This window comes from Pseudomonas sp. HN11 (assembly GCF_021390155.1).
GTDB lineage: Bacteria > Pseudomonadota > Gammaproteobacteria > Pseudomonadales > Pseudomonadaceae > Aquipseudomonas.
Genome location: NZ_CP089985.1, coordinates 4,232,383 through 4,249,987, shown reverse-complemented (window position 1 = coordinate 4,249,987; position 17,605 = coordinate 4,232,383). Strand labels below are relative to the sequence as shown.

The following is a 17,605-nucleotide window of genomic DNA, read 5'->3' as shown; positions in this document are numbered from 1 at the left end:
CAATATGCAAATCTATTAGAGGTTTGGTAGGCTCTGCTACCTATCTCTAAGCTGGACGTTTTTGATGAGTTCTCTCGAAGCCATAGCCATGCTGCGTACACAGTCGCTCACGACGTTGGCGCATGAGCGCCTTGAGCAGCTTATCGCCACCGGCGAACTAGCTCCTGGCGATCCGTTACGCGAAGCGGCAATTGCCAATGACTTGGGGATTTCCAGAGGGCCGGTGCGCGAGGCATTTCGCATGCTGGAAGAGCGAGGTTTGGTGATTTTCGAGAAGAATTGCGGGGTTCGTGTGCGCCAGCTTGACTTGAGCCAGGCCGCCCAGATCTATCAGGTACGAATTTCGCTCGAAAGTCTGATTGGCGAATTGGTCACTCAAAATCTTACGCCGGATGCTTCTACTTATCTCAGCAGAGTGCTCGATAGCATGGCTAACGCTGTCCAGCGAGAGGATATATCGGCCTACATTAGCCTGAACTTCGAGTTCCACGATCTGCTCGCCCGGTTCACGACCAATGAAGCGCTATACGACACTTATCGTCGTTTGGTAGTGCAACTCAAACTGTTCAGAAGCTATTCGTTGCGACACACACCGCAGTCCATCCATATCTCGTTGGGCGAGCACCAGGCAATCTTCAAGGCGATAGTGGATTCAGACGCAGTGTTGGCCGGGGCGCGTCTGCGCCAGCACTCGATTGACAGCCTGGAACGGCTGCACGCTTCTGTAGCGCGTTGAATTGCTCATCCAATTGATCAGACGCGAGCTCAATTAACGGGTGCGATTCAAGTCCCAGCTTTCGGTCTTGGCCAGGTTGCCTTTGCAATACGCATGAAATTATTGCCGTAGATCGCCTGGATATCCGCATCTGCATAACCCAAGCGCGTTAATTGTTGTGCAACCTCACCCAGTGTCTCTGGCTGCAACTGAGCACGTCCGTTCATCTGGCCATAGTGTTCAATCGGCCACCAGTCGTTCTCTTCTTCACCTTCCGGCAGATCTTTATGCTCAGGGTGCAACTCGGTGTCCAGGCCTATGCCAATATGGCTCGTCCCGATGCGCTCTGCCAGATAATCGATTTGTCGAACGTAAGTCTCTGCAGAAGCGGATGGGTCGCCTAAGAATATGCCTAAGCCTGTCAGTCCGATCACTCCACCTTGAGCGGCACACGCGAATATTTGTTCGTCGTCGATTGTTCGCGGGTGGTCAAACACCGCTTTAACGTTGGTATGAGAGAAAATGGCGGGATGTTGTGAAACTTCCATAATCTCAAGACTTGAACGTTTGCTGGCGTGCGAACAGTCAATGACAATTCCCGCTGTATTAATACCCCGCACGATCTTGCGCCCCAGGTTGGTCAATCCGGTACCTGCTCCATGGCAACCGCCCGCACAACTGTTGTCGCGGTTGTAGGCAAGCAACATCTGGCGAACCCCCAAGCTTGCGAACAGGTCCACCATCGCCGGATCCTGTAGCAGCATATTCGAACCTTCGAGGTCAAAGGAGACCGCGAGCTTTCGATACTTATGCGCATGGTAGATATCGTCAACGGTGGTCACCAGGACAAAGTCTTCAAGGTGGTGAGCCAGCCAGCTTCTAAAACCCGCGATCGTTCGCATCACGGTTTCAAACGGGGTCATGTCCATGCCAACGTTGATCGACACATGATGGAAGCCGGCTGCTCGGTACCTGTTCAGGCGGGACATATCCTGTCCGGGAATCAATGGCAAGCACGCATGGGCCTCCCATTGAATCACCGGGGTCTTACTGACTCCTGATGGGTCAAGCTTCATCATTTAAACCCCGTCTAATAGCTTCTCTATCCACTAGTGCGCTAGTGATGCCATGGCGCATTTCGCAATCTGAGCATCCTGTACGCCTAAGCCTGTAAGGTCTGCAATGGTAATCTGCGTGTCGTCCTGTCGCCCGATGGCGTGACCGCTCAATACGCTGCCGAGTGCTACAAGGCTGCCTTTGTCGATCAGGCCGGATTTGAAGGCTCCTGAAATCTCACCGAATTGGCAGCATTGCTCTATTGAGTCCACGACAATCACATCGGCACGTGCAACTAGGTGCATATCCAGCTCTTGCTTGCCAAGGCTGTCTGCGCCTACCGCAGTGATGTGTGTCCCAGGGTTGACCCATTCATTCGCGATGATGGCTTCGCGAGAGGGGGTAGCCGTGATGATTAGGTTGGAGTTGGTCGCAACGTCCTTTGCATCTTGGGTAGCAACGACATCAAAGCCTAAAGCGTCGGCAAATTCACAATATTGTTCCAAGCCTTGCCGGTTACGCCCGTAAACCGTCAAGCGTCGACATGCCGTGACGGGCATCAGTTGTTCCAGTTGCATGCGTGCCTGGTCGCCGGTACCCACCACACCAATGCCTCTCACCTGTGAAGGCGCCAAAGCCCTCGCCACGATTTGCCCCGCCAGCGCTGTACGCATTGAGGTCAGCCAGCCGCCATCCCGAAGCAAAGCGACGGGTTGTCCCGTCAAGGCCGAGAAAATCAGCGTCAACCCATCATTACTGGAAAAACCCTTCGCAGGATTGTCGTAGAAACCTGCCGAGACCCTGACTGAAAACACCTCGTCTCCTAGCGTCCAAGCCGACTTCACGCAGCAGTCACCGTTGCTGGCCGGGAACTGAAAGCTCTGAACCGGAGGCAGGTGCACAAGCCCGTCAGCATGGGCAATGAATCCTTCGGCGATCAGCGCAGCAGCGTCTCTTGGGCACAAGGCACTCATGATTTGCGCTTGAGTGTAGATATTCATCGATTGCTCCATCGGCTATTGAAAGACGGGCGTTGCGCTTACCCGGCTGACTGGCGGTTACTCGCCGCCGTTAGACGGGATATGGCGCTACAATCGGGCGCTTCAGTAAAGGCGGGCATAACCATAGCACAAAAATACAATTAGTATCTTGAAGACGTTTTGTATTTTTTCGAGGCATATTTTTACCGTGAATAAACATCTGGATAATTACATCAGCAGCGCCCAGGCGATTGCGAAGCTCCTGGATCCGCACGCCGAGGTCATTATTCATGACCTGGCCTCCGGAAAGATTGCACATATCTTCAATGTGTTCTCTCAGCGGCGGGTCGGCGACAGTTCATTGACGGATATCAACGACGGGGCATCATTCGAGGGAGATGTTGCGGGCCCTTATAGAAAGGTGAATTTTGATCGCCGACAGCTAAGGTCGGTTACAGCGGTGCTCCGAGATCCTGAAGGGATCCAGATCGGGCTCTTATGCGTAAATTTTGACATCACTGTCATGAGCGGGATGGCAGAAATCGCTGCGTCATTTTTAGGTCTTGAACAGACCGTTGAGAAGCCTCCGGCATTGTTCGCCACAGATTTTCAAGAGTTAGCTCATTCTGTTATGGATGAATTTTTGAGGGCTCGCAGGGTGACGTTGGGGTCGCTTACTTCAGAAGAAATGGTGGCACTGATTGGTGAAATGGATAAAGGCGGAGTCTTCGCGCTGCGCAATGCAACCAACTACATCTGCGAGCTGTTATCTCTATCACGGGCTACCGTCTACAAATATCTAAGGCGCTCCAGAGCAGCCACGGGTTTATAACGGTACTTTCTCCTTGTGATTTTTGGGTCTCAGATAACTGCTTTCCTCCTGAGTCTGTCCGCCCGACTTGCTGAGATTCACTACCAGCAGGCCAACAATAGTGAGGCTTGCACCCAGCAGAAATCCGTAACTTGTCTGTTCTCCAAGCCATAGGTACCCCATGAGTACGCCAAAGAGCGGACTCATGAAAGCCAGCACACCAAGGCGAGCTGCGAGGTAGCGACGAAGCATCCAGAACCAGATTAAGTAACTTGCTACTGACACAATCACTGTTTGAAAAATCAAGCTGGCCACAGCTTGGGTTGAAAAGGTCATTGCGTTCTGGCCTAGCAGCAGGCTTGAGGGCAACAAGAGGAGAAACGCGCCCGCGAGTTGGTAGAACAGAGTCTGGGTTGCTGGTGCCTCACTGAGGCGGCTGGTACGCACCGCTACGGTCGTGAACCCCCATGCAGCACCTGCGCCTAAACCCAGCAGATCGCCCAGTAGACTGTCTGTGATGGCTGGCTGAGTCGCGCCCCCATCACGCGGCATGAGAAAGGTGATGGCAATACCGGCGAATGCTAAAGACATGCCAAGCCATTGCATTGCACCAAGACGCTCCTCCGGCAGGCGCAGGTGCAGGCCGATGGCGGCGAATAACGGCGCTGTATAAAGAAAAACCGCCATATGCGAAGCACTTGTCCAGCGTAGTCCTTGCGCAACAAGCAGAAACTCAGCGGCAAATAAAATGCCCACGACTAACCCGGAGTGGCACCAAACGTTTGGTAACCATACCTCCCGCATGATCCATTTTCCTATTAGCCAGACCAGGAGTGCAGCGACTCCGGAGCGAACGGCGACCTGCATGATAGGGGCTATGTCGCTCGCAACAGCTTTGATCGCCACTTGCTGGGCACCCCATATGAGGCATAGCAGAACCATCACCGCCGTGGCGGCTCCGTCTACTGACTTCCTCATTCATCGATACCTTTTGATTGGGGCAACCCTTTATTTGCCTGCGACGACCTGCTGTTCACCTCGGGTGATTTATCGTCAAACCAGGTTGCTCGAACAATCGACATTGGCCTTTCCTTGGAAGTTGGGATCTGTTGTTGCCCTACGGCGAACGTGGATTGTGCGAAAGTAAGCAAGCCGCTACAAATCACGTGTTTTCAGCCTATAGAAGAGAAAAACTACGTTATGAGAGCTGATACGCCCCTTCGGGCCATAGCTTGTTTCGACGCGGTCATGCGAACGGGAAGCGTCAGTCTTGCGGCAAGCCAGTTGTTTGTGACGCCGGGAGCAGTAGGGCAACAAATTCGCAAGCTGGAAGGTTGGCTAGGAACGCAGCTGTTTGTGCGTAACGTTCGCAGGCTACGACCAACGGCTGAAGCGCTGAGCTATTGGGAGCAAGTCAAGCCGGCGCTTCGCCAGCTAGAGACCGCCAATCTCGCCGTCCGAGGGAGTAGGGACAAGCAGGTACGTTTAAGCCTGCCGCCGGCGTTCGCCAACTCCTGGTTCGCAAAGCGCATGCCTTTGTTCACGGAACGTCATCCAGAGGTGCAACTGCACTTGAGCGCATCTACCGATGCTGTGGATTTCAATGACGCTACTTGCGACCTGGCAGTGCGGCATTTCGATGGATATGGCAGTGACGTGAACGCAGAACTGCTCTTGCCGGACGAGGTAAGGGTTTATTGCAGCCCGGCTTACCGCGAACGGCTCCAGTTGCATAGCCTTGATTGTTTGCTGGGAGCAACCTTGCTCTATACGACGTCTCATGCTCACTGGTCTCAATGGCTATCATCGGTCGGGATGTTTCCCGATAGCTTCTCCAGCAGCCTCAAATTCGACCAGTCTGAGCTGGCAATCGACGCGGCCCGGCGCGATCAAGGTCTAGTGCTCACCAGCCCTTGGCTGGTTGAGGAGGACGTACAGCGAGGCCTTCTCGTACCGGTCTTTGACGCTGCCCTAAGGACAGGTAAAGGCTATTACGTGGTGCAGGCCAACGATGTGGTGTTGGGTGAGGCAGCCCAACTGTTGCGCCGATGGCTTTGCGACGTAGCGCAGCGAGCCCAACAAAATTGATAACTTGAGCACACTCTGTCTTGGCTTTGCGGGGGGGATCTGCGCAAAGGGCATCTATCAATCGTATTTGGGCGAACGGGGGGTTACGTCGTACTGTCCGGCCGCCGTATTTTTTTGCCTGGCTCAATCTTTATTGTGTAATCAGTACGCGTCTCGGTTGTTCCCGGAACGGAGCCTTCATTTCTTCGTAGATGTCCATCGTCCCTTCTTACCTGAGCGCAATTTGCCGGCGAGCCATGACAGGGCTATCGCCGGAATTGAGAGAAGGGCCGCATAGATGATACCGACGCCTAGCAACGGGGATGCACCAGAAATCGCTAAAACCACTGGGATCTGAGAGAGCATTACGACGCCACCTGCGGACCACTGTGAGCTTCTTAGTACTGCCCCGAGGATTACCGACAGCGCTAGCGCGGCGGGATAGATGATCGTCCAGTAACTGGCTAGGTCCCACGGCTCCTCAGCCCCTGTGATTGCTGAAACACCAGTCCAAAAAAACAGGGACACAACGCAGGTAACAATGAATGGCATGAATAATTCCTGGAACTTGGGAGCAAATCGGCTTTGGTGGTTATCGTAATCGTGGTCGATGGTCCAGTCTCTTGATTTTGTTCTTAACCCTCTCGTGAAAAAATCATAAATTCCCGCGATTGCAGCCATCTTAGAAATTTTCGGCCTCTAGCCCACTTCGTCGGCGTGTTCGCGCCAACATTCCCGATATAAGTCTTATGCCATCTGAATGTTTACGCACGCCATCGCTGAATTTACTGATCCAGGCGTTGACGAAACCGAGGAACAGCAAAATCCAAAAACCGCCTCATTTTCAGGGGCATGTGTCCAGGTGACATGTGGATCAGGTTGATAGGCGCCGACAAAGGCTCATATTTATCCAGCACAATCTCCAGCAGTCCCTCGCTGACCGCTTCCGCGACTTGGTAGTGCAATAACTGAACGACTCCAACGCCATCAATGGCAGCCTGCGCTGCGGCTTCAGCGGTCGTCACCGATAAGCGCGGGGTCATCCGCTTCGTTGATTCTGCCACGCCATGTTTTGAGTTTTGAAAAGGCATAGGGGCGTCAAATCGCACGGTTGGCCAATTCTGCAGATCTGCGGGACATTCAGGTCTTCCATACGCTTCCAGCAGCCTAGGACTCGCACAAATTACAGTTCTCATGGCCCCCACCTGAGTGGCGATCATGCCGCTATCAGCGAGTGTTCCGATGCGCACCGCCATGTCCACGTGGTCGTCAACGAGGTGAGCGTTGCGATCTGAAAGCAAGAGCCGAATGTTGATTTCGGAAAACTCCCCTAAAAATGCGTTGACGATCGGCAGCACATGCAGCCGGCCGAACATGATTGGCGCGGTCAGGACCAGTTCGCCCTTGGGGGCAATGAATTCTCCGGCAGCTTCGCGTTCGGCAACCTCCAACTGCTCCAATATTCGGCGTGCAGCAGCCACATAAGCCACCCCTGCATCGGTCAACGAGAGCCTACGCGTGGTCCGAATCAATAAACGGCTACCTATCAGCGTCTCCAGGTCAGAAATTTTCCTGCTGATGGTGGGAAGAGGGATATCGGCTAGCCGGCCGGCCGCCGTCAGGCTGCCAGCATCAATCGCAGCCACGAGCAGCTTCATTGCCTCAAATCTGTCCATGGAATGTTCCAATATTTGGTAGGTAGATTACCGATATTCTCGAATTATGCAGGTTTATTGAAACAGGCAATATAGCCCTATCAAGTGGGTGCGCCTGACGCTCGACAAGCCATGAACTCACCGCCTGATAGACCACTTATCTTTTTCATTCAGTGTCCAAGGAGTTTGCATGAGCATTAAAAGTTTATTAGCGGCAACGGCCCTCAGTGCAGCGCTTGTCAGCGCAGGAGTCGAAGCGGCGGACATTAGCCATCAACGGGCAAGCGACGTCCAACACCATTTTGTCGAGGTAAAAGGGGTCCGCATCTTCTATCGGGAAGCGGGCGACCCTTCGGCGCCAACCATCGTGTTGCTTCATGGATTCCCTACCTCATCCTTCATGTATCGCGACTTGATGTCGAAGCTGGCGGACCGTTACCACGTGATTGCCCCTGACTTCCCGGGTTTTGGATTCTCGGACAGCCCTGATCGGGCGAAGTACTCATACACGTTCGACAACATCGCCAAAACCATGGACGGGTTTACTGAAGCACTTGCGCTTAAGCGCTACGCGCTTCAGGTTTTCGACTACGGTGCGCCTGTGGGCTGGCGGATGGCCGTCGCACACCCCGATAGAATCACCGCAATCATCAGCCAAAACGGGAATGCTTACGTTGAAGGCCTCAGCGAGGGCTGGAACCCGATTCAACGTTACTGGAACGCTCCCACTGCCGAAAACCGCAACGCATTGCGCGAGCTGATCAAACCAGATTCAATCAAATGGCAATACACTCATGGCGTAGCGGACCCTGACAGTATCGCGCCGGAAACTTACACCTTGGATTACGCGTTCGTGTCGCGACCAGGTAACGATGAAATCCAGCTGGACCTGTTCGGGGACTATGCCACCAACGTGAAGCGCTACCCCGAGTTCCAGGCCTATTTCCGCAAATACCAGCCGCCGATGTTGGCCGTCTGGGGAAAGAACGATCCGTTTTTTCTCCCGGCAGGGGCGAACGCATTCAAGCGTGATATTCCCAAAGCTGAAGTACATCTCTATGACACCGGGCACTTCGCACTGGAAACACACGTGAACGAGATCAGTGGCGAAATCCACCGTTTCCTCGACCGGAATGTCGTGCCGCAAAAATAAGTCCCGTCGCACGTCTGCAACGGCGGGCCGTGCGCTCGCTGTTGCTGGTCCTCTCTACTCGCTCGTTAGCGTGTTGTGTGTTAGGTGGCTCAATAGCGCCTAGCTTCGTAGAAACATCCGACTGACTGCTTTTGGCCGATTGCAGCCCTTCGCGACAGGCAGTTATCGATCCCAAAGGGACACCGGAGAGGTTATCTACCAGCTGTGTGTTTGGAGGTGTGTATTGTTGAATTTGCCGTTACCCTTCTGAGACATCACGCAATAAGGACTATGCACATGAATGTCGGAATGGCTCATGCGATTGAGGCCGCTGAAATCGAGTATTTATGTGCCCGCGTCGAGAGTTTGTCTCGGATAAGTGGAAACCCTTTTGGTGCTCGTGTGTTTTTCAACGAAGCTTTTCCATGCTTTCAGGTGAAGGCATCACCTAGCCCGATGCTCAATCGCATCTACGGCGATAGTACCGACAGACCCAAGCCACTATTGAGCTTGCTCAAGGCATCAGTAGAGTATTCGACAGTAACGCCTCTTATCGGAAAGGCCTCGACTTTGAAACAGTACGCTTTGGTGGGTGAGAAGCGGCTGGAGCGTTTGAGGGGGTGGACGCATCTGCAACTCGCGTGCACACATCGAAAATGTGGTCTTGAATCACCACTCATTCGAAATCGAAGAAGCCACCTCACAAACGCTTCCTGAGTTCGCAGCCGTGCATGCGAGTGGATTTCATACCAAGCCAGAGCATCTTCAGTTGAGCCAGGCTTCGTTCGCAGGACTGATGTCAAATGAACGTCTGAAAATCTACGTCCTTAAAGCTGATGGAAAGGTCGTGGCAGGAGCGTTGATGTACCTGGCCTGCAATGGAGTTGCCTACCTTGGGACGGCTGCCACCCGAAAAAATGCACGAGGCCAGGGCTACCATGGAGCCCTGATATCTCATCGGGTAGAGCAAGCAAAAAAACACGGTAGTCTTGTGATCGCCGCAACCGCGCTTCCCAGCTCCCAAAGTCGCCGAAATTTGCAGCGTACAGGGCTAGCGACATCCCACGCTCAAGCGCTATATCGCCTGGTAGATAGTTGAAGTCTGCTCTTGGCCGGCTGCTGTCGTAGTCGGCGCAGTCTTGGTGGCTCGTTCCTCTTTCGACTTTTCTGGTCGCCTACTGGCCGAGTCCCGCCTGTCCTGACCGCCAGTTGTGCGTCGATTCTGCCACCGTAATGTAAGCGTCCAGTCAAGTCATCTACCGATCCAGCTATCAGCACGAGGATGACTGCTTGCCGCCCATGCCGTAAGGTTCGTTACCAAAATCGCCACAGCCTTCCGGTGGTGGTAATACAGCAAGGAGAGCGAACAATGAATACCTTCAAATCATCAGTTCAAAACGTAGCTGCGGCCATAGGCCTCATCGCAGCAGTGGCAGTCGGTGGATGCGTGATGATCCCTTACGACACGCCGGAATCAAAAGCCCAAATCCAGCGCGATCTGAAAATTGCACCATCGGATATTCAAGCCGTGTCGGAAACGAACTGGTGTTTGTTCCCATATGGAAGCGAAGGCAGCTGCAGAGCCACTCAAGGCCTGGGAGTGTTGACCAGCAAAGGCCTGATCCTCAGCCTCTACAACAACCACACCTACACTGAAACCGCACGCATCCTCCCAGAACAAGTGCAGTGCGTAAAGACAGTTGGTGGTCGCGCTGGAGTCGAACCGTTCGTTGTATTCACCAAAGACCGAGCGATCATGCTCGCCGTCATTACGCCAGGTGGGCAAATGAATGCGCCTGTGAAAGTCAGTTTCTTTGATTATCTGACGAAGCCAGGGCAGCACGTCTTCACTGGGACGGATGGGGGATATGTGCGCAACTCGGGTCGACAGCAAACCGTAGGCGGAATGGTTTCAGGCACTGCCGTCCCGTGGCATACAACACTCGACGTAACCGAGGTTTTTAACCCTTGCCCGCAGGTTACAGATTAACGAGGAGTGGTGCGTTCCCTCGCGACAGCCGCCCTTGAAGAGCACACCTTGAAACAGTAAGTACAGGGCTTTTAGCATCCGCTCAAGCGTCTGATGTCCCCAAGTCGACAGCAGCGCTACCCATTGACAATAATTGGTGCGGGAACCAGATCCGACCCTGGGCGTTGGGTCGCAAGAACTGGCTCTTTACAGGGTCGCTACGCAGCGGCAAACGAGCGGCGGCGATCATGAGTTTGATCCAGTCTGCACGGCTGAATAGTCATGATTCATATGCTTACTTGAAGGATGTGCTCACGCGCCTGCCGACGCAGCGGGCGAGTGAAATCGATCAGTTGCTGCCGTATAAGTGGTAACCGGTTAATTAAGCAAGATATGATGTTTCGTTGGATGTCGAAGACTGAACGGAGGCCACGTCCAATTCATCATCGAAATTGGAAGAGAGAGCTGCTGCGGCCGTAATGACCGCTTTCGGCCCAGGCTGTGTGAAAACGCACTGAACACGTCGAAAGCTGAAAGTCGCGAGGATTGGCTGTGGAGTAAGCGGGCGGAAGCGCGAATTGCCCTAGCCATCTACATAGGCGTTTGTAATTCCGTTTGGGCAGCGTCAGCGCCCCAAACGGCTACTAACGGGTGAGCCAAGCGACTCGATTCAAGCCCTGATCGCCTCCAGCAGTCCTGCGATACCGAAGATGCTCATCATTCGCTTGAGGTTGTAGGCGAGCACATGAAGACTCATCTCAGTGCTCACCCTCGGCAGTGTTTTGGTCAGGAAGTGGGTACTTCCCATCCAGTACTTGAGCGTTCCAAAAGGGTGTTCAACTGTCTGTCGACGAACCTTCATCATCGCTGGATCATGTTCTAGTCGAACCTGCATCGCGTCGACTACAGCCTCATGTTCCCAGCGCTTCACACGGCGTTCCTTACCCGTCGTACATTGCTTTTGCATTGCGCAGGACTGGCAGCCCGAGAAATAGTAACAGTGCAACAACATGCCGTCTTCTATCGACGAATGCCGCCGGGTCAGCAACTGTCCCGCAGGGCATCGATACGCGTCCGATGCAGCAACGTAGATGAAGTCCTGCTTACCAAATCGGCCTTCGGCCTTCGGCCTTGCTGCCTGATGTCAGAGGTTTTGGTACAAAGGTGGTGATGCCCGCCTGCTCGCAGGCAAGGATTTCCAGACCTTTGTAGTAGCCTCGGTCGGCCACCACCGTTAGCGTTTCAGCCTCAATTTGTTCACGCGCCAAGTTCGCCATATTGCTCAGTTGCCCACGATCATTACCAACGTTGGTCACCTCATGGGCAATGATCAAATGATGCTTGTCGTCGACAGCTGTTTGTACGTTGTAGCCAACCGTTCCGGTGCCTCGACCGCTCGTGGCCATTGAGCGTGCATCTGGGTCTGTGAGGGAGATCTGCTGGTCTGGACTGTCGTGGAGCTGCGCCTCGATGTCCTTGAGTTTCTGCATCTGCTTTTTCAGTGTTTCTATCTTTTCTTTAAGCCGTTCTGCTTTGGCCTCGGCCATTTCGGGTGTTGCCCGATCCGCCGAATCCATCGCCGCCAGATATCGATCAATGCTCTGCTCGATCTGCTGCACGCGTGCCTTCACCTTGCCCTGAGTGAAGTTGCGGTCGCGATTATTGACGGCTTTGAATTTGCTGCCGTCGATGGCGATGATTGATTGGAGAAGAGATTGAGGTTGCGACAAAGAACTACGAATTGGCGGCATACGCTGCGAATGGCTTTGCCGTTGTCTTTGCGAAAGTCGGCAATGGTTTTGAAGTCCGGAGCCAAACGTCCCGATAGCCACATCAACTCGACGTTGCGCTCGGCCTCACGCTCAAGCCTGCGGCTGGACTGAATCCGATTGAGGTAGCCGTAGATATAGATCTTCAGCAAGACCGCTGGGTGATAGGCTGGACGACCCGTTGCGGCAGGATTGGCGCCCTCAAAACCAAGTGCGCCCAGGTCGAGTTGATCGACGAAAACGTCGACCACTCGGACTGGATTTTCTTCGGTTACGTAATCGTCCAGGCACTCTGGCAGCAGCGTCACCTGTGTCCGAGTCTCACCCTCAATGAATCGCTTCATGATCGCCCCCGATACGATCTCGACGATCAGAAGGTTAGACAATCTGGGAATTTTTTCACCAAGCCTGGGACCGATTGGTCGCTCACGACGGGCATAAATCAGCGAAGAGTTGACGATAGACACTTGATCGCGAGGTGCCTAATCTAGGCTTCGAATTCACGACAGGGAAAAGGATATGGCAGGAGGGAACATCATTTGCGGTACGTTCCAAAGTGCCGACAAATCGGGATCAGCCTTGGAGGCAGTGTTAGATGCACTCCCATTGCAGGCTCACGAACTGGTCGAGAATGTTAAACAGCAACTCGATACAGCAGACTTTGTCCTCATAGATGTAGAACAAGCGAAAAGCTTGCTTCCATTTTTACGGGTCTACCAAGCGCAACTGATCGCTGAGATCGGGCACGATGATTGGGCTCAGGCAACGCAGGAGGAGGAGTTTTCGCTTGAAACGGACGCTGCCAAGTGGGGATCGGGTAAGGGATGGAGACTTTACTGCGTGCGAGATCTCGTAGGTGCTTGTGAAAATGCGTTGGTAGAAATGGAACCTGTTTGCATAGCGTTTAGTTAACTGCATCCAGCCCGTTTTCACACAGCCTGGGCCGAAAGCAGACCCTGAACTACATAGGTAAAGCCGGGAGTTTAGACCTGCTCCGGAGTTCATCGATTTCATGGGAAGCAAAGTCGCCGAATCGTAACCGCGGCATATGACGACTCGGCGAGCAGTCAGCTAGTGACTGGGATTCTGTTATTCAACGAGGGCAGGGTGCTTCGTGGTCGAGGAGCCTTGCCGTCATGAGCACGCCCAGTTCGCTCAGTTGGTGAATCGCCAGTGCAATGTCACGGTGTTTACCGCTGAGATCTTCCGATAGGTCGAGCAGCAGGGTGCTCACCGAGCTAAAGGTCTCGTAGCTATTGGTAATAAGGCTTTCAGTACTGGCGTCGGGGCTGACGGAAAACAGGATGGTCGGGTCAGATGATGCTTTGCACATATTCGTAATTCCCTTAGTCGGGCCGTCACCCCATCGCTACTAAACGAAAGGGTGGCAGCTGTACGCAGGTTAGTAGACCGGGGAACTACGCAAAGCCGGCGCGCCCGAAGGCGCCCTGCGCACAGCCACCATCAAGCACCGACAGGAATGTCAGATTGATGAAGCTCATGCACTCAACGTAATTGAACCATCAGGCTACTAAACCCGATCACCGAAAAATTCAGCGACCGCGCAACCTTAGATTCCACCACCCCAGCGCACAAGCCGGCGGATTCTGACGCAGGCGTAGGCAATCGGGCAACCCACTCCCCCGCTTTGGGAAATGTCCTAGGACATCGCCCTCACACCGTCACCACCACCTTGCCCACTTGCTGGTTCGCCTCCAAATACCGGTGCGCGTCCTGCACCTCATCCAACGTAAACGTCTTCGCAATCACTGGCGACAACGCGCCCGACGCCAATCCGTCCAAAATAAACGCCTTGGCCCGCGCCAACACTTCCGGGTCGGCGACGATCTCGGCGTACAAATACCCCTTGAGCGTCAAACATTTCCCCAACACGGTAAACAACGGAAACGGCGTCGGCTCGGCACTCAGTGCGCCGTATTCCAGCAGGATCCCGCCCTGGGCCATGCTTTGGGTGAGGGCTTCAAAGCCGGGCCCGCCGATGGGGTCGAACACGACGCGGGCGCCTTGGCCGTCGGTCAGTTGCATCACGCGTTGCACCAGGTCTTCTTCGTCGCTGACGATGACGTGGTGGGCGCCGGCATCGAGCAGGGCTTGTTGTTTGGCGCGGGTGCGGGTGACGGCGATGGCGGTGGCGCCGACGCTGCGGGCGATCTGGAAGGCGGCGAGGCCGACGCTGCTGGAGGCGGCGGTCACCAATACGAAGTCGCCCTGGGTGAGTTTGGCTTGTTCGACCAGGGCGCCCCAGGCCGTGACGTATTGCATCCAGGAGGCTGCGGCTTGGACGAAGCTGAGGGTCTGCGGGTGTTTGACGGTGAGGTGGGCGGGCACGTTGGCGACCTCGCCGTAGGTGCCCCAGCGAGCGATGTCCAGCGGTGGGATGACGCTGACGGCGTCGCCCACTTGAAGGTCGCTGACGTTGGCGCCGACGGCGGTGACTACGCCGGCGGCTTCGTAGCCAAGGCGGCTGGGGAATTCGGCTTCTTGCAGGTAGGCGTGGTTGCGGAACATCACTTCGGCGCGGTTGAGGCCGAAAGCTTTGACGTCGATTTGCACTTCATCGGCGGCGGGGGCGGGGACGTCGATGTCTTCGAGTTTCAAGACACTGGCGTCGCCGTAGGCGTGGATTCGGACAATGCGTGGCATGGCGGATGACCTCGGGTTGATCGCAGAGGCGTTCCATACTAAGCGCTATGCAGTACTTTTAGGGCAATGTTGTAGGCATTGATCGGTGGGTCGTGTGGCCTGTTTCAGAGGTAAATAGGCCTGTCCCCTTTACGGGCGGCCGCCCCTGGCGAGGACGGCGCGCGTACAGGCTATACCGCGCCAGGCGCGGCGAGGTTGCAATATTGCCCTTTGAAATACAGCAAGGGTTGGGTCGCCGCCGCTTCTTGTCGGTTCAGCGCCTTCACTTCCCCAATCACAATCAGGTGATCCCCGGCAGCGTGTTCAGCATGGATCTCGCAATCCAGCCAATGCAGGCTGCCGGCGATGATCGGGTTGCCCAGCGGCGATGCCTGCCAGTCGACGTCGTGCCACTTGTCGGTGCCACGCCGCGCAAACTGGTTGGAGATATTGACCTGCTCGCCCGAGAGGATGTTGACGGTAAATCGACCGGCCTGGCGGATCTTGGGGTAGCTGGCGGAACTGGCCATGACGCTGAACGACACCAACGGTGGGCTCATCGACACGCTGTAGAACGACTGGCACGTAAAGCCAATCGGCTCGCCCTCGAGGTGCGATGTAATCACCGTGATACCGGAGGCGTAGTGCCCGAGCGCTTCGCGAAAGCTCAAGGGCTCGATGGTCGCACAGGGACGTGACAGGGTGGGCATCAGTTCGACAGTTCTTGGCGGATGATTTCAGCGCCGGCACTCAACGCATTCAGCTTGCCGCGTGCCACACGGCGGGGCAGGGGCGCCATGCCGCAGTTGGTGCACGGGTAAAGCTTGTCGGCATCCACGAACTGCAGGGCTTTGCGCAGGGTATTGGCGACTTCTTCCGGTGTTTCAATGGCGTGGTTGGCCACGTCAATGGCACCGACCATCACTTTTTTACCGCGAATGAGTTCGATGAGTTCCATGGGCACATGGGAGTTATGGCATTCCAGCGAGACGATATCGATACTGGATTGCTGCAACTTGGGAAACGCCTCTTCGTACTGGCGCCACTCGGAGCCCAAGGTCTTTTTCCAATCGGTATTGGCCTTGATGCCGTAGCCGTAGCAGATGTGCACCGCCGTTTCACATTTAAGGCCTTCTATGGCCCGTTCCAGGGTGGCAACGCCCCAGTCATTCACCTCGTCAAAGAAGACGTTAAAGGCCGGCTCGTCAAACTGGATGATATCCACACCCGCCGCTTCCAATTCCCGGGCTTCTTCATTGAGGATCCTGGCGAATTCCCAGGCCAGTTTTTCGCGGCTTTTATAGTGGTTGTCATACAGCGTATCGATCATCGTCATGGGGCCTGGCAACGCCCACTTGATCGGTTGACTGGTTTGCTGGCGCAGGAACTTGGCGTCTTCGACAAACACCGGTTTTTGACGGGTGACAGCCCCCACCACAGTCGGCACGCTCGCATCATAACGGTCACGGATTCTGACGGTCTCACGCTTCTCGAAATCCACGCCGCTGAGGTGTTCGATAAAGGTGGTGACGAAGTGTTGGCGTGTTTGTTCACCGTCACTGACGATATCAATGCCAGCGTTTTGTTGTTCTTGCAGGGACAAGCGCAAGGCGTCTTGTTTGCCCTCGATCAAGGCTTCTTCTTGCAGTTTCCAGGGTGACCACAGTGTCTCGGGGTGTGCCAGCCAGGACGGTTTAGGCAAGCTGCCGGCGGTTGAGGTAGGCAATAGCTTTTTCATTAGGGTGACCTTGTCTTTTAAAGGAATCAACGCGCGCAGTGGGCAGACCACTGCGCCAGCACCGACTGGTAGGGCTTGATGAAGTGCTCTTCAACAAACTTGCCCTGTTCGATGGCCAGTCGGCCGCGTTCTTCGCGGTCATACACAATCCGCGTCAGTGAATAGTCCTGGTGTTGCAGGCTGGGTTGATAGGATTTGCCGGCTGCAGAGTTCGCGTTGTAGATCTCTGGGCGGTAAATCTTCTGGAAGGTGTCCATGGTGCTGATGGTGCTGATCAGCTCAAGGGGGCTGTAGTCGCTGAGCAAATCGCCGGAAAAATAAAACGCCAGCGGCGCAACGCTATTAGCCGGCATGAAATAGCGAACCTTCAGCCCCATCTTGTTGAAGTATTCATCCGTCAGTGAATATTCATCTTGCTGGTATTCAACGCCCAGTACAGGGTGCAGGTTTTCGGTGCGGTGATAGGTCTTGGCGCTCGACACACTCAGGCAAATGACCGGCGGCTTGTTGAAGTGTTCTTTGTAGGTGCTGGAATTGACGAAGCTCTTGAACAACTGTCCGTGCAGGTCGCCAAAGTCCGCGGGTGTGCTGAACTGGGGTTGATCCTTGTTGTGCTCCAGCAAGCGCACGCTGAAGTCGTAGTCGCGTACGTAAGAGGAAAAGTTATTGCCGACAATGCCTGCCAGGCGCTCGTTGGTTTTTCGATCAACAATGTTGGTTTTCAATACCTCAATCAAAGGAATGGCATGGCCGCTACTTTGTGTACCCATGTCCATTTCCACGGAAATGATTTCAAGCTCGACCGTATAGCGATCGCCTTTGGGGTTATCCCAATGGGCCAAGGCATTGAAGCGGTTATCAATCATCCTTAACGTGTTGCGCAAGTTTTCTTGACGGCTCGCGCCCCTCGCCAAGTTGGCAAAGTTGGTGGTGATGCGCGTGTTTTCGGCGGGGTGATAGTGCTCGTCGAAACGAATGCTCTTGACCGTAAATGCAAATTCTTTGTTCATTGTGATGCCACACCCTGATTGCCGCGATAGCACCTGAACGTGTTCAGGTGCTTGTTCAGC

Annotated in this window: 16 protein-coding genes and 3 pseudogenes; 8 read left to right on the top strand and 11 right to left on the bottom strand. The window is 54.5% G+C overall.

Annotation, left to right across the window (positions count from 1 at the left end; translation table 11 throughout):
• Positions 1–64: 64 nt before the first annotated feature.
• Positions 65–736: an FCD domain-containing protein gene (locus LVW35_RS19320; protein ID WP_233891606.1), complete on the top strand. Its 672-nt coding sequence runs from the start codon at positions 65–67 to the stop codon at positions 734–736.
• A gap of 47 nt (positions 737–783) precedes the next feature.
• On the opposite strand, the gene LVW35_RS19315 is transcribed toward LVW35_RS19320, so the two are convergent.
• Together LVW35_RS19315 and LVW35_RS19310 are read right to left on the bottom strand one after the other, a co-directional pair.
• Complete coding sequence (locus LVW35_RS19315; protein ID WP_233891605.1) at positions 784–1,794, bottom strand: membrane dipeptidase; 1,011 nt, start codon at positions 1,792–1,794, stop codon at positions 784–786.
• A gap of 30 nt (positions 1,795–1,824) precedes the next feature.
• Positions 1,825–2,772 (bottom strand): ornithine cyclodeaminase family protein, encoded by a 948-nt coding sequence (locus tag LVW35_RS19310; RefSeq protein WP_233891604.1) that lies wholly within the window; start codon positions 2,770–2,772, stop codon positions 1,825–1,827.
• A 187-nt stretch (positions 2,773–2,959) separates the two neighbouring features.
• Between LVW35_RS19310 and LVW35_RS19305 the strand changes: the two genes are divergently transcribed.
• On the top strand, positions 2,960–3,583 hold the full coding sequence (locus LVW35_RS19305; RefSeq protein ID WP_233891603.1) for a helix-turn-helix transcriptional regulator: 624 nt from the start codon (positions 2,960–2,962) through the stop codon (positions 3,581–3,583).
• Here LVW35_RS19305 and LVW35_RS19300 read toward each other — a convergent pair.
• Positions 3,578–4,540 carry a DMT family transporter gene (locus tag LVW35_RS19300; RefSeq protein ID WP_233891602.1) on the bottom strand — a complete coding sequence of 321 codons (963 nt, stop codon included), beginning with the start codon at positions 4,538–4,540 and terminating at the stop codon, positions 3,578–3,580. The genes LVW35_RS19305 and LVW35_RS19300 overlap by 6 nt on opposite strands.
• A 222-nt stretch (positions 4,541–4,762) precedes the next feature.
• Here LVW35_RS19300 and LVW35_RS19295 point away from each other — a divergent pair, with 222 nt between their 5' ends.
• On the top strand, positions 4,763–5,650 hold the full coding sequence (locus LVW35_RS19295) for a LysR substrate-binding domain-containing protein (protein ID WP_233891601.1): 888 nt from the start codon (positions 4,763–4,765) through the stop codon (positions 5,648–5,650).
• Between the two features lie 177 nt (positions 5,651–5,827).
• On the opposite strand, the gene LVW35_RS19290 is transcribed toward LVW35_RS19295, so the two are convergent.
• Positions 5,828–6,310 (bottom strand): hypothetical protein, encoded by a 483-nt coding sequence (locus LVW35_RS19290; protein WP_233891600.1) that lies wholly within the window; start codon positions 6,308–6,310, stop codon positions 5,828–5,830.
• A gap of 104 nt (positions 6,311–6,414) precedes the next feature.
• Positions 6,415–7,305: a LysR family transcriptional regulator gene (locus LVW35_RS19285; RefSeq protein ID WP_233891599.1), complete on the bottom strand. Its 891-nt coding sequence runs from the start codon at positions 7,303–7,305 to the stop codon at positions 6,415–6,417.
• Between the two features lie 169 nt (positions 7,306–7,474).
• Here LVW35_RS19285 and LVW35_RS19280 point away from each other — a divergent pair, with 169 nt between their 5' ends.
• The 4 genes and pseudogenes from LVW35_RS19280 to LVW35_RS19265 form a co-directional block, all read left to right on the top strand.
• The gene (locus LVW35_RS19280; protein WP_233891598.1) at positions 7,475–8,437 is read left to right on the top strand and encodes an alpha/beta fold hydrolase; all 963 of its coding nucleotides are present in this window, start codon (positions 7,475–7,477) and stop codon (positions 8,435–8,437) included.
• A 276-nt stretch (positions 8,438–8,713) separates the two neighbouring features.
• Positions 8,714–9,515 (top strand): annotated as a pseudogene (locus tag LVW35_RS19275) (GNAT family N-acetyltransferase).
• Between the two features lie 270 nt (positions 9,516–9,785).
• Positions 9,786–10,406: a hypothetical protein gene (locus tag LVW35_RS19270; RefSeq protein WP_233891597.1), complete on the top strand. Its 621-nt coding sequence runs from the start codon at positions 9,786–9,788 to the stop codon at positions 10,404–10,406.
• 113 nt (positions 10,407–10,519) lie between these two features.
• Positions 10,520–10,759: pseudogene (locus LVW35_RS19265) on the top strand (transposase domain-containing protein); the annotation flags it as partial.
• 296 nt (positions 10,760–11,055) lie between these two features.
• Here LVW35_RS19265 and LVW35_RS19260 read toward each other — a convergent pair.
• Positions 11,056–12,498: pseudogene (locus LVW35_RS19260) on the bottom strand (IS1182 family transposase).
• A 175-nt stretch (positions 12,499–12,673) separates the two neighbouring features.
• Here LVW35_RS19260 and LVW35_RS19255 point away from each other — a divergent pair.
• Positions 12,674–13,066: a hypothetical protein gene (locus LVW35_RS19255; RefSeq protein WP_233891596.1), complete on the top strand. Its 393-nt coding sequence runs from the start codon at positions 12,674–12,676 to the stop codon at positions 13,064–13,066.
• 181 nt (positions 13,067–13,247) lie between these two features.
• Here LVW35_RS19255 and LVW35_RS19250 read toward each other — a convergent pair whose 3' ends face one another.
• The 5 genes from LVW35_RS19250 to LVW35_RS19230 form a co-directional block, all read right to left on the bottom strand.
• Positions 13,248–13,487: a DUF6124 family protein gene (locus tag LVW35_RS19250; RefSeq protein WP_233891595.1), complete on the bottom strand. Its 240-nt coding sequence runs from the start codon at positions 13,485–13,487 to the stop codon at positions 13,248–13,250.
• A gap of 341 nt (positions 13,488–13,828) precedes the next feature.
• The gene (locus LVW35_RS19245; RefSeq protein WP_233891594.1) at positions 13,829–14,818 is read right to left on the bottom strand and encodes a zinc-dependent alcohol dehydrogenase family protein; all 990 of its coding nucleotides are present in this window, start codon (positions 14,816–14,818) and stop codon (positions 13,829–13,831) included.
• 170 nt (positions 14,819–14,988) lie between these two features.
• Positions 14,989–15,507, bottom strand: a complete 519-nt coding sequence (locus tag LVW35_RS19240; RefSeq protein ID WP_233891593.1) for a flavin reductase family protein — start codon at positions 15,505–15,507, stop codon at positions 14,989–14,991.
• On the bottom strand, positions 15,507–16,535 hold the full coding sequence (locus LVW35_RS19235) for a methionine synthase (RefSeq protein ID WP_233891592.1): 1,029 nt from the start codon (positions 16,533–16,535) through the stop codon (positions 15,507–15,509). The genes LVW35_RS19240 and LVW35_RS19235 overlap by 1 nt, the downstream gene beginning before the upstream one ends.
• 26 nt (positions 16,536–16,561) lie before the next feature.
• Positions 16,562–17,545, bottom strand: coding sequence for a DUF1852 domain-containing protein (locus tag LVW35_RS19230; RefSeq protein ID WP_233891591.1), 984 nt, complete (start codon positions 17,543–17,545; stop codon positions 16,562–16,564).
• Positions 17,546–17,605: the final 60 nt, after the last annotated feature.

Coding starts and splice junctions, on each gene's coding strand:
- LVW35_RS19280 (WP_233891598.1), top strand. CDS start 7,475: ATGAGCATTAAAAGTTTATTAGCGGCAACGGCCCTCAGTGCAGCGCTT.
- LVW35_RS19230 (WP_233891591.1), bottom strand. CDS start 17,545: ATGAACAAAGAATTTGCATTTACGGTCAAGAGCATTCGTTTCGACGAG.
- LVW35_RS19315 (WP_233891605.1), bottom strand. CDS start 1,794: ATGATGAAGCTTGACCCATCAGGAGTCAGTAAGACCCCGGTGATTCAA.
- LVW35_RS19245 (WP_233891594.1), bottom strand. CDS start 14,818: ATGCCACGCATTGTCCGAATCCACGCCTACGGCGACGCCAGTGTCTTG.
- LVW35_RS19270 (WP_233891597.1), top strand. CDS start 9,786: ATGAATACCTTCAAATCATCAGTTCAAAACGTAGCTGCGGCCATAGGC.
- LVW35_RS19310 (WP_233891604.1), bottom strand. CDS start 2,772: ATGAATATCTACACTCAAGCGCAAATCATGAGTGCCTTGTGCCCAAGA.
- LVW35_RS19240 (WP_233891593.1), bottom strand. CDS start 15,507: ATGCCCACCCTGTCACGTCCCTGTGCGACCATCGAGCCCTTGAGCTTT.
- LVW35_RS19255 (WP_233891596.1), top strand. CDS start 12,674: ATGGCAGGAGGGAACATCATTTGCGGTACGTTCCAAAGTGCCGACAAA.
- LVW35_RS19320 (WP_233891606.1), top strand. CDS start 65: ATGAGTTCTCTCGAAGCCATAGCCATGCTGCGTACACAGTCGCTCACG.
- LVW35_RS19295 (WP_233891601.1), top strand. CDS start 4,763: ATGAGAGCTGATACGCCCCTTCGGGCCATAGCTTGTTTCGACGCGGTC.
- LVW35_RS19285 (WP_233891599.1), bottom strand. CDS start 7,305: ATGGACAGATTTGAGGCAATGAAGCTGCTCGTGGCTGCGATTGATGCT.
- LVW35_RS19250 (WP_233891595.1), bottom strand. CDS start 13,487: ATGTGCAAAGCATCATCTGACCCGACCATCCTGTTTTCCGTCAGCCCC.
- LVW35_RS19290 (WP_233891600.1), bottom strand. CDS start 6,310: ATGGCTGCAATCGCGGGAATTTATGATTTTTTCACGAGAGGGTTAAGA.
- LVW35_RS19235 (WP_233891592.1), bottom strand. CDS start 16,535: ATGAAAAAGCTATTGCCTACCTCAACCGCCGGCAGCTTGCCTAAACCG.
- LVW35_RS19300 (WP_233891602.1), bottom strand. CDS start 4,540: ATGAGGAAGTCAGTAGACGGAGCCGCCACGGCGGTGATGGTTCTGCTA.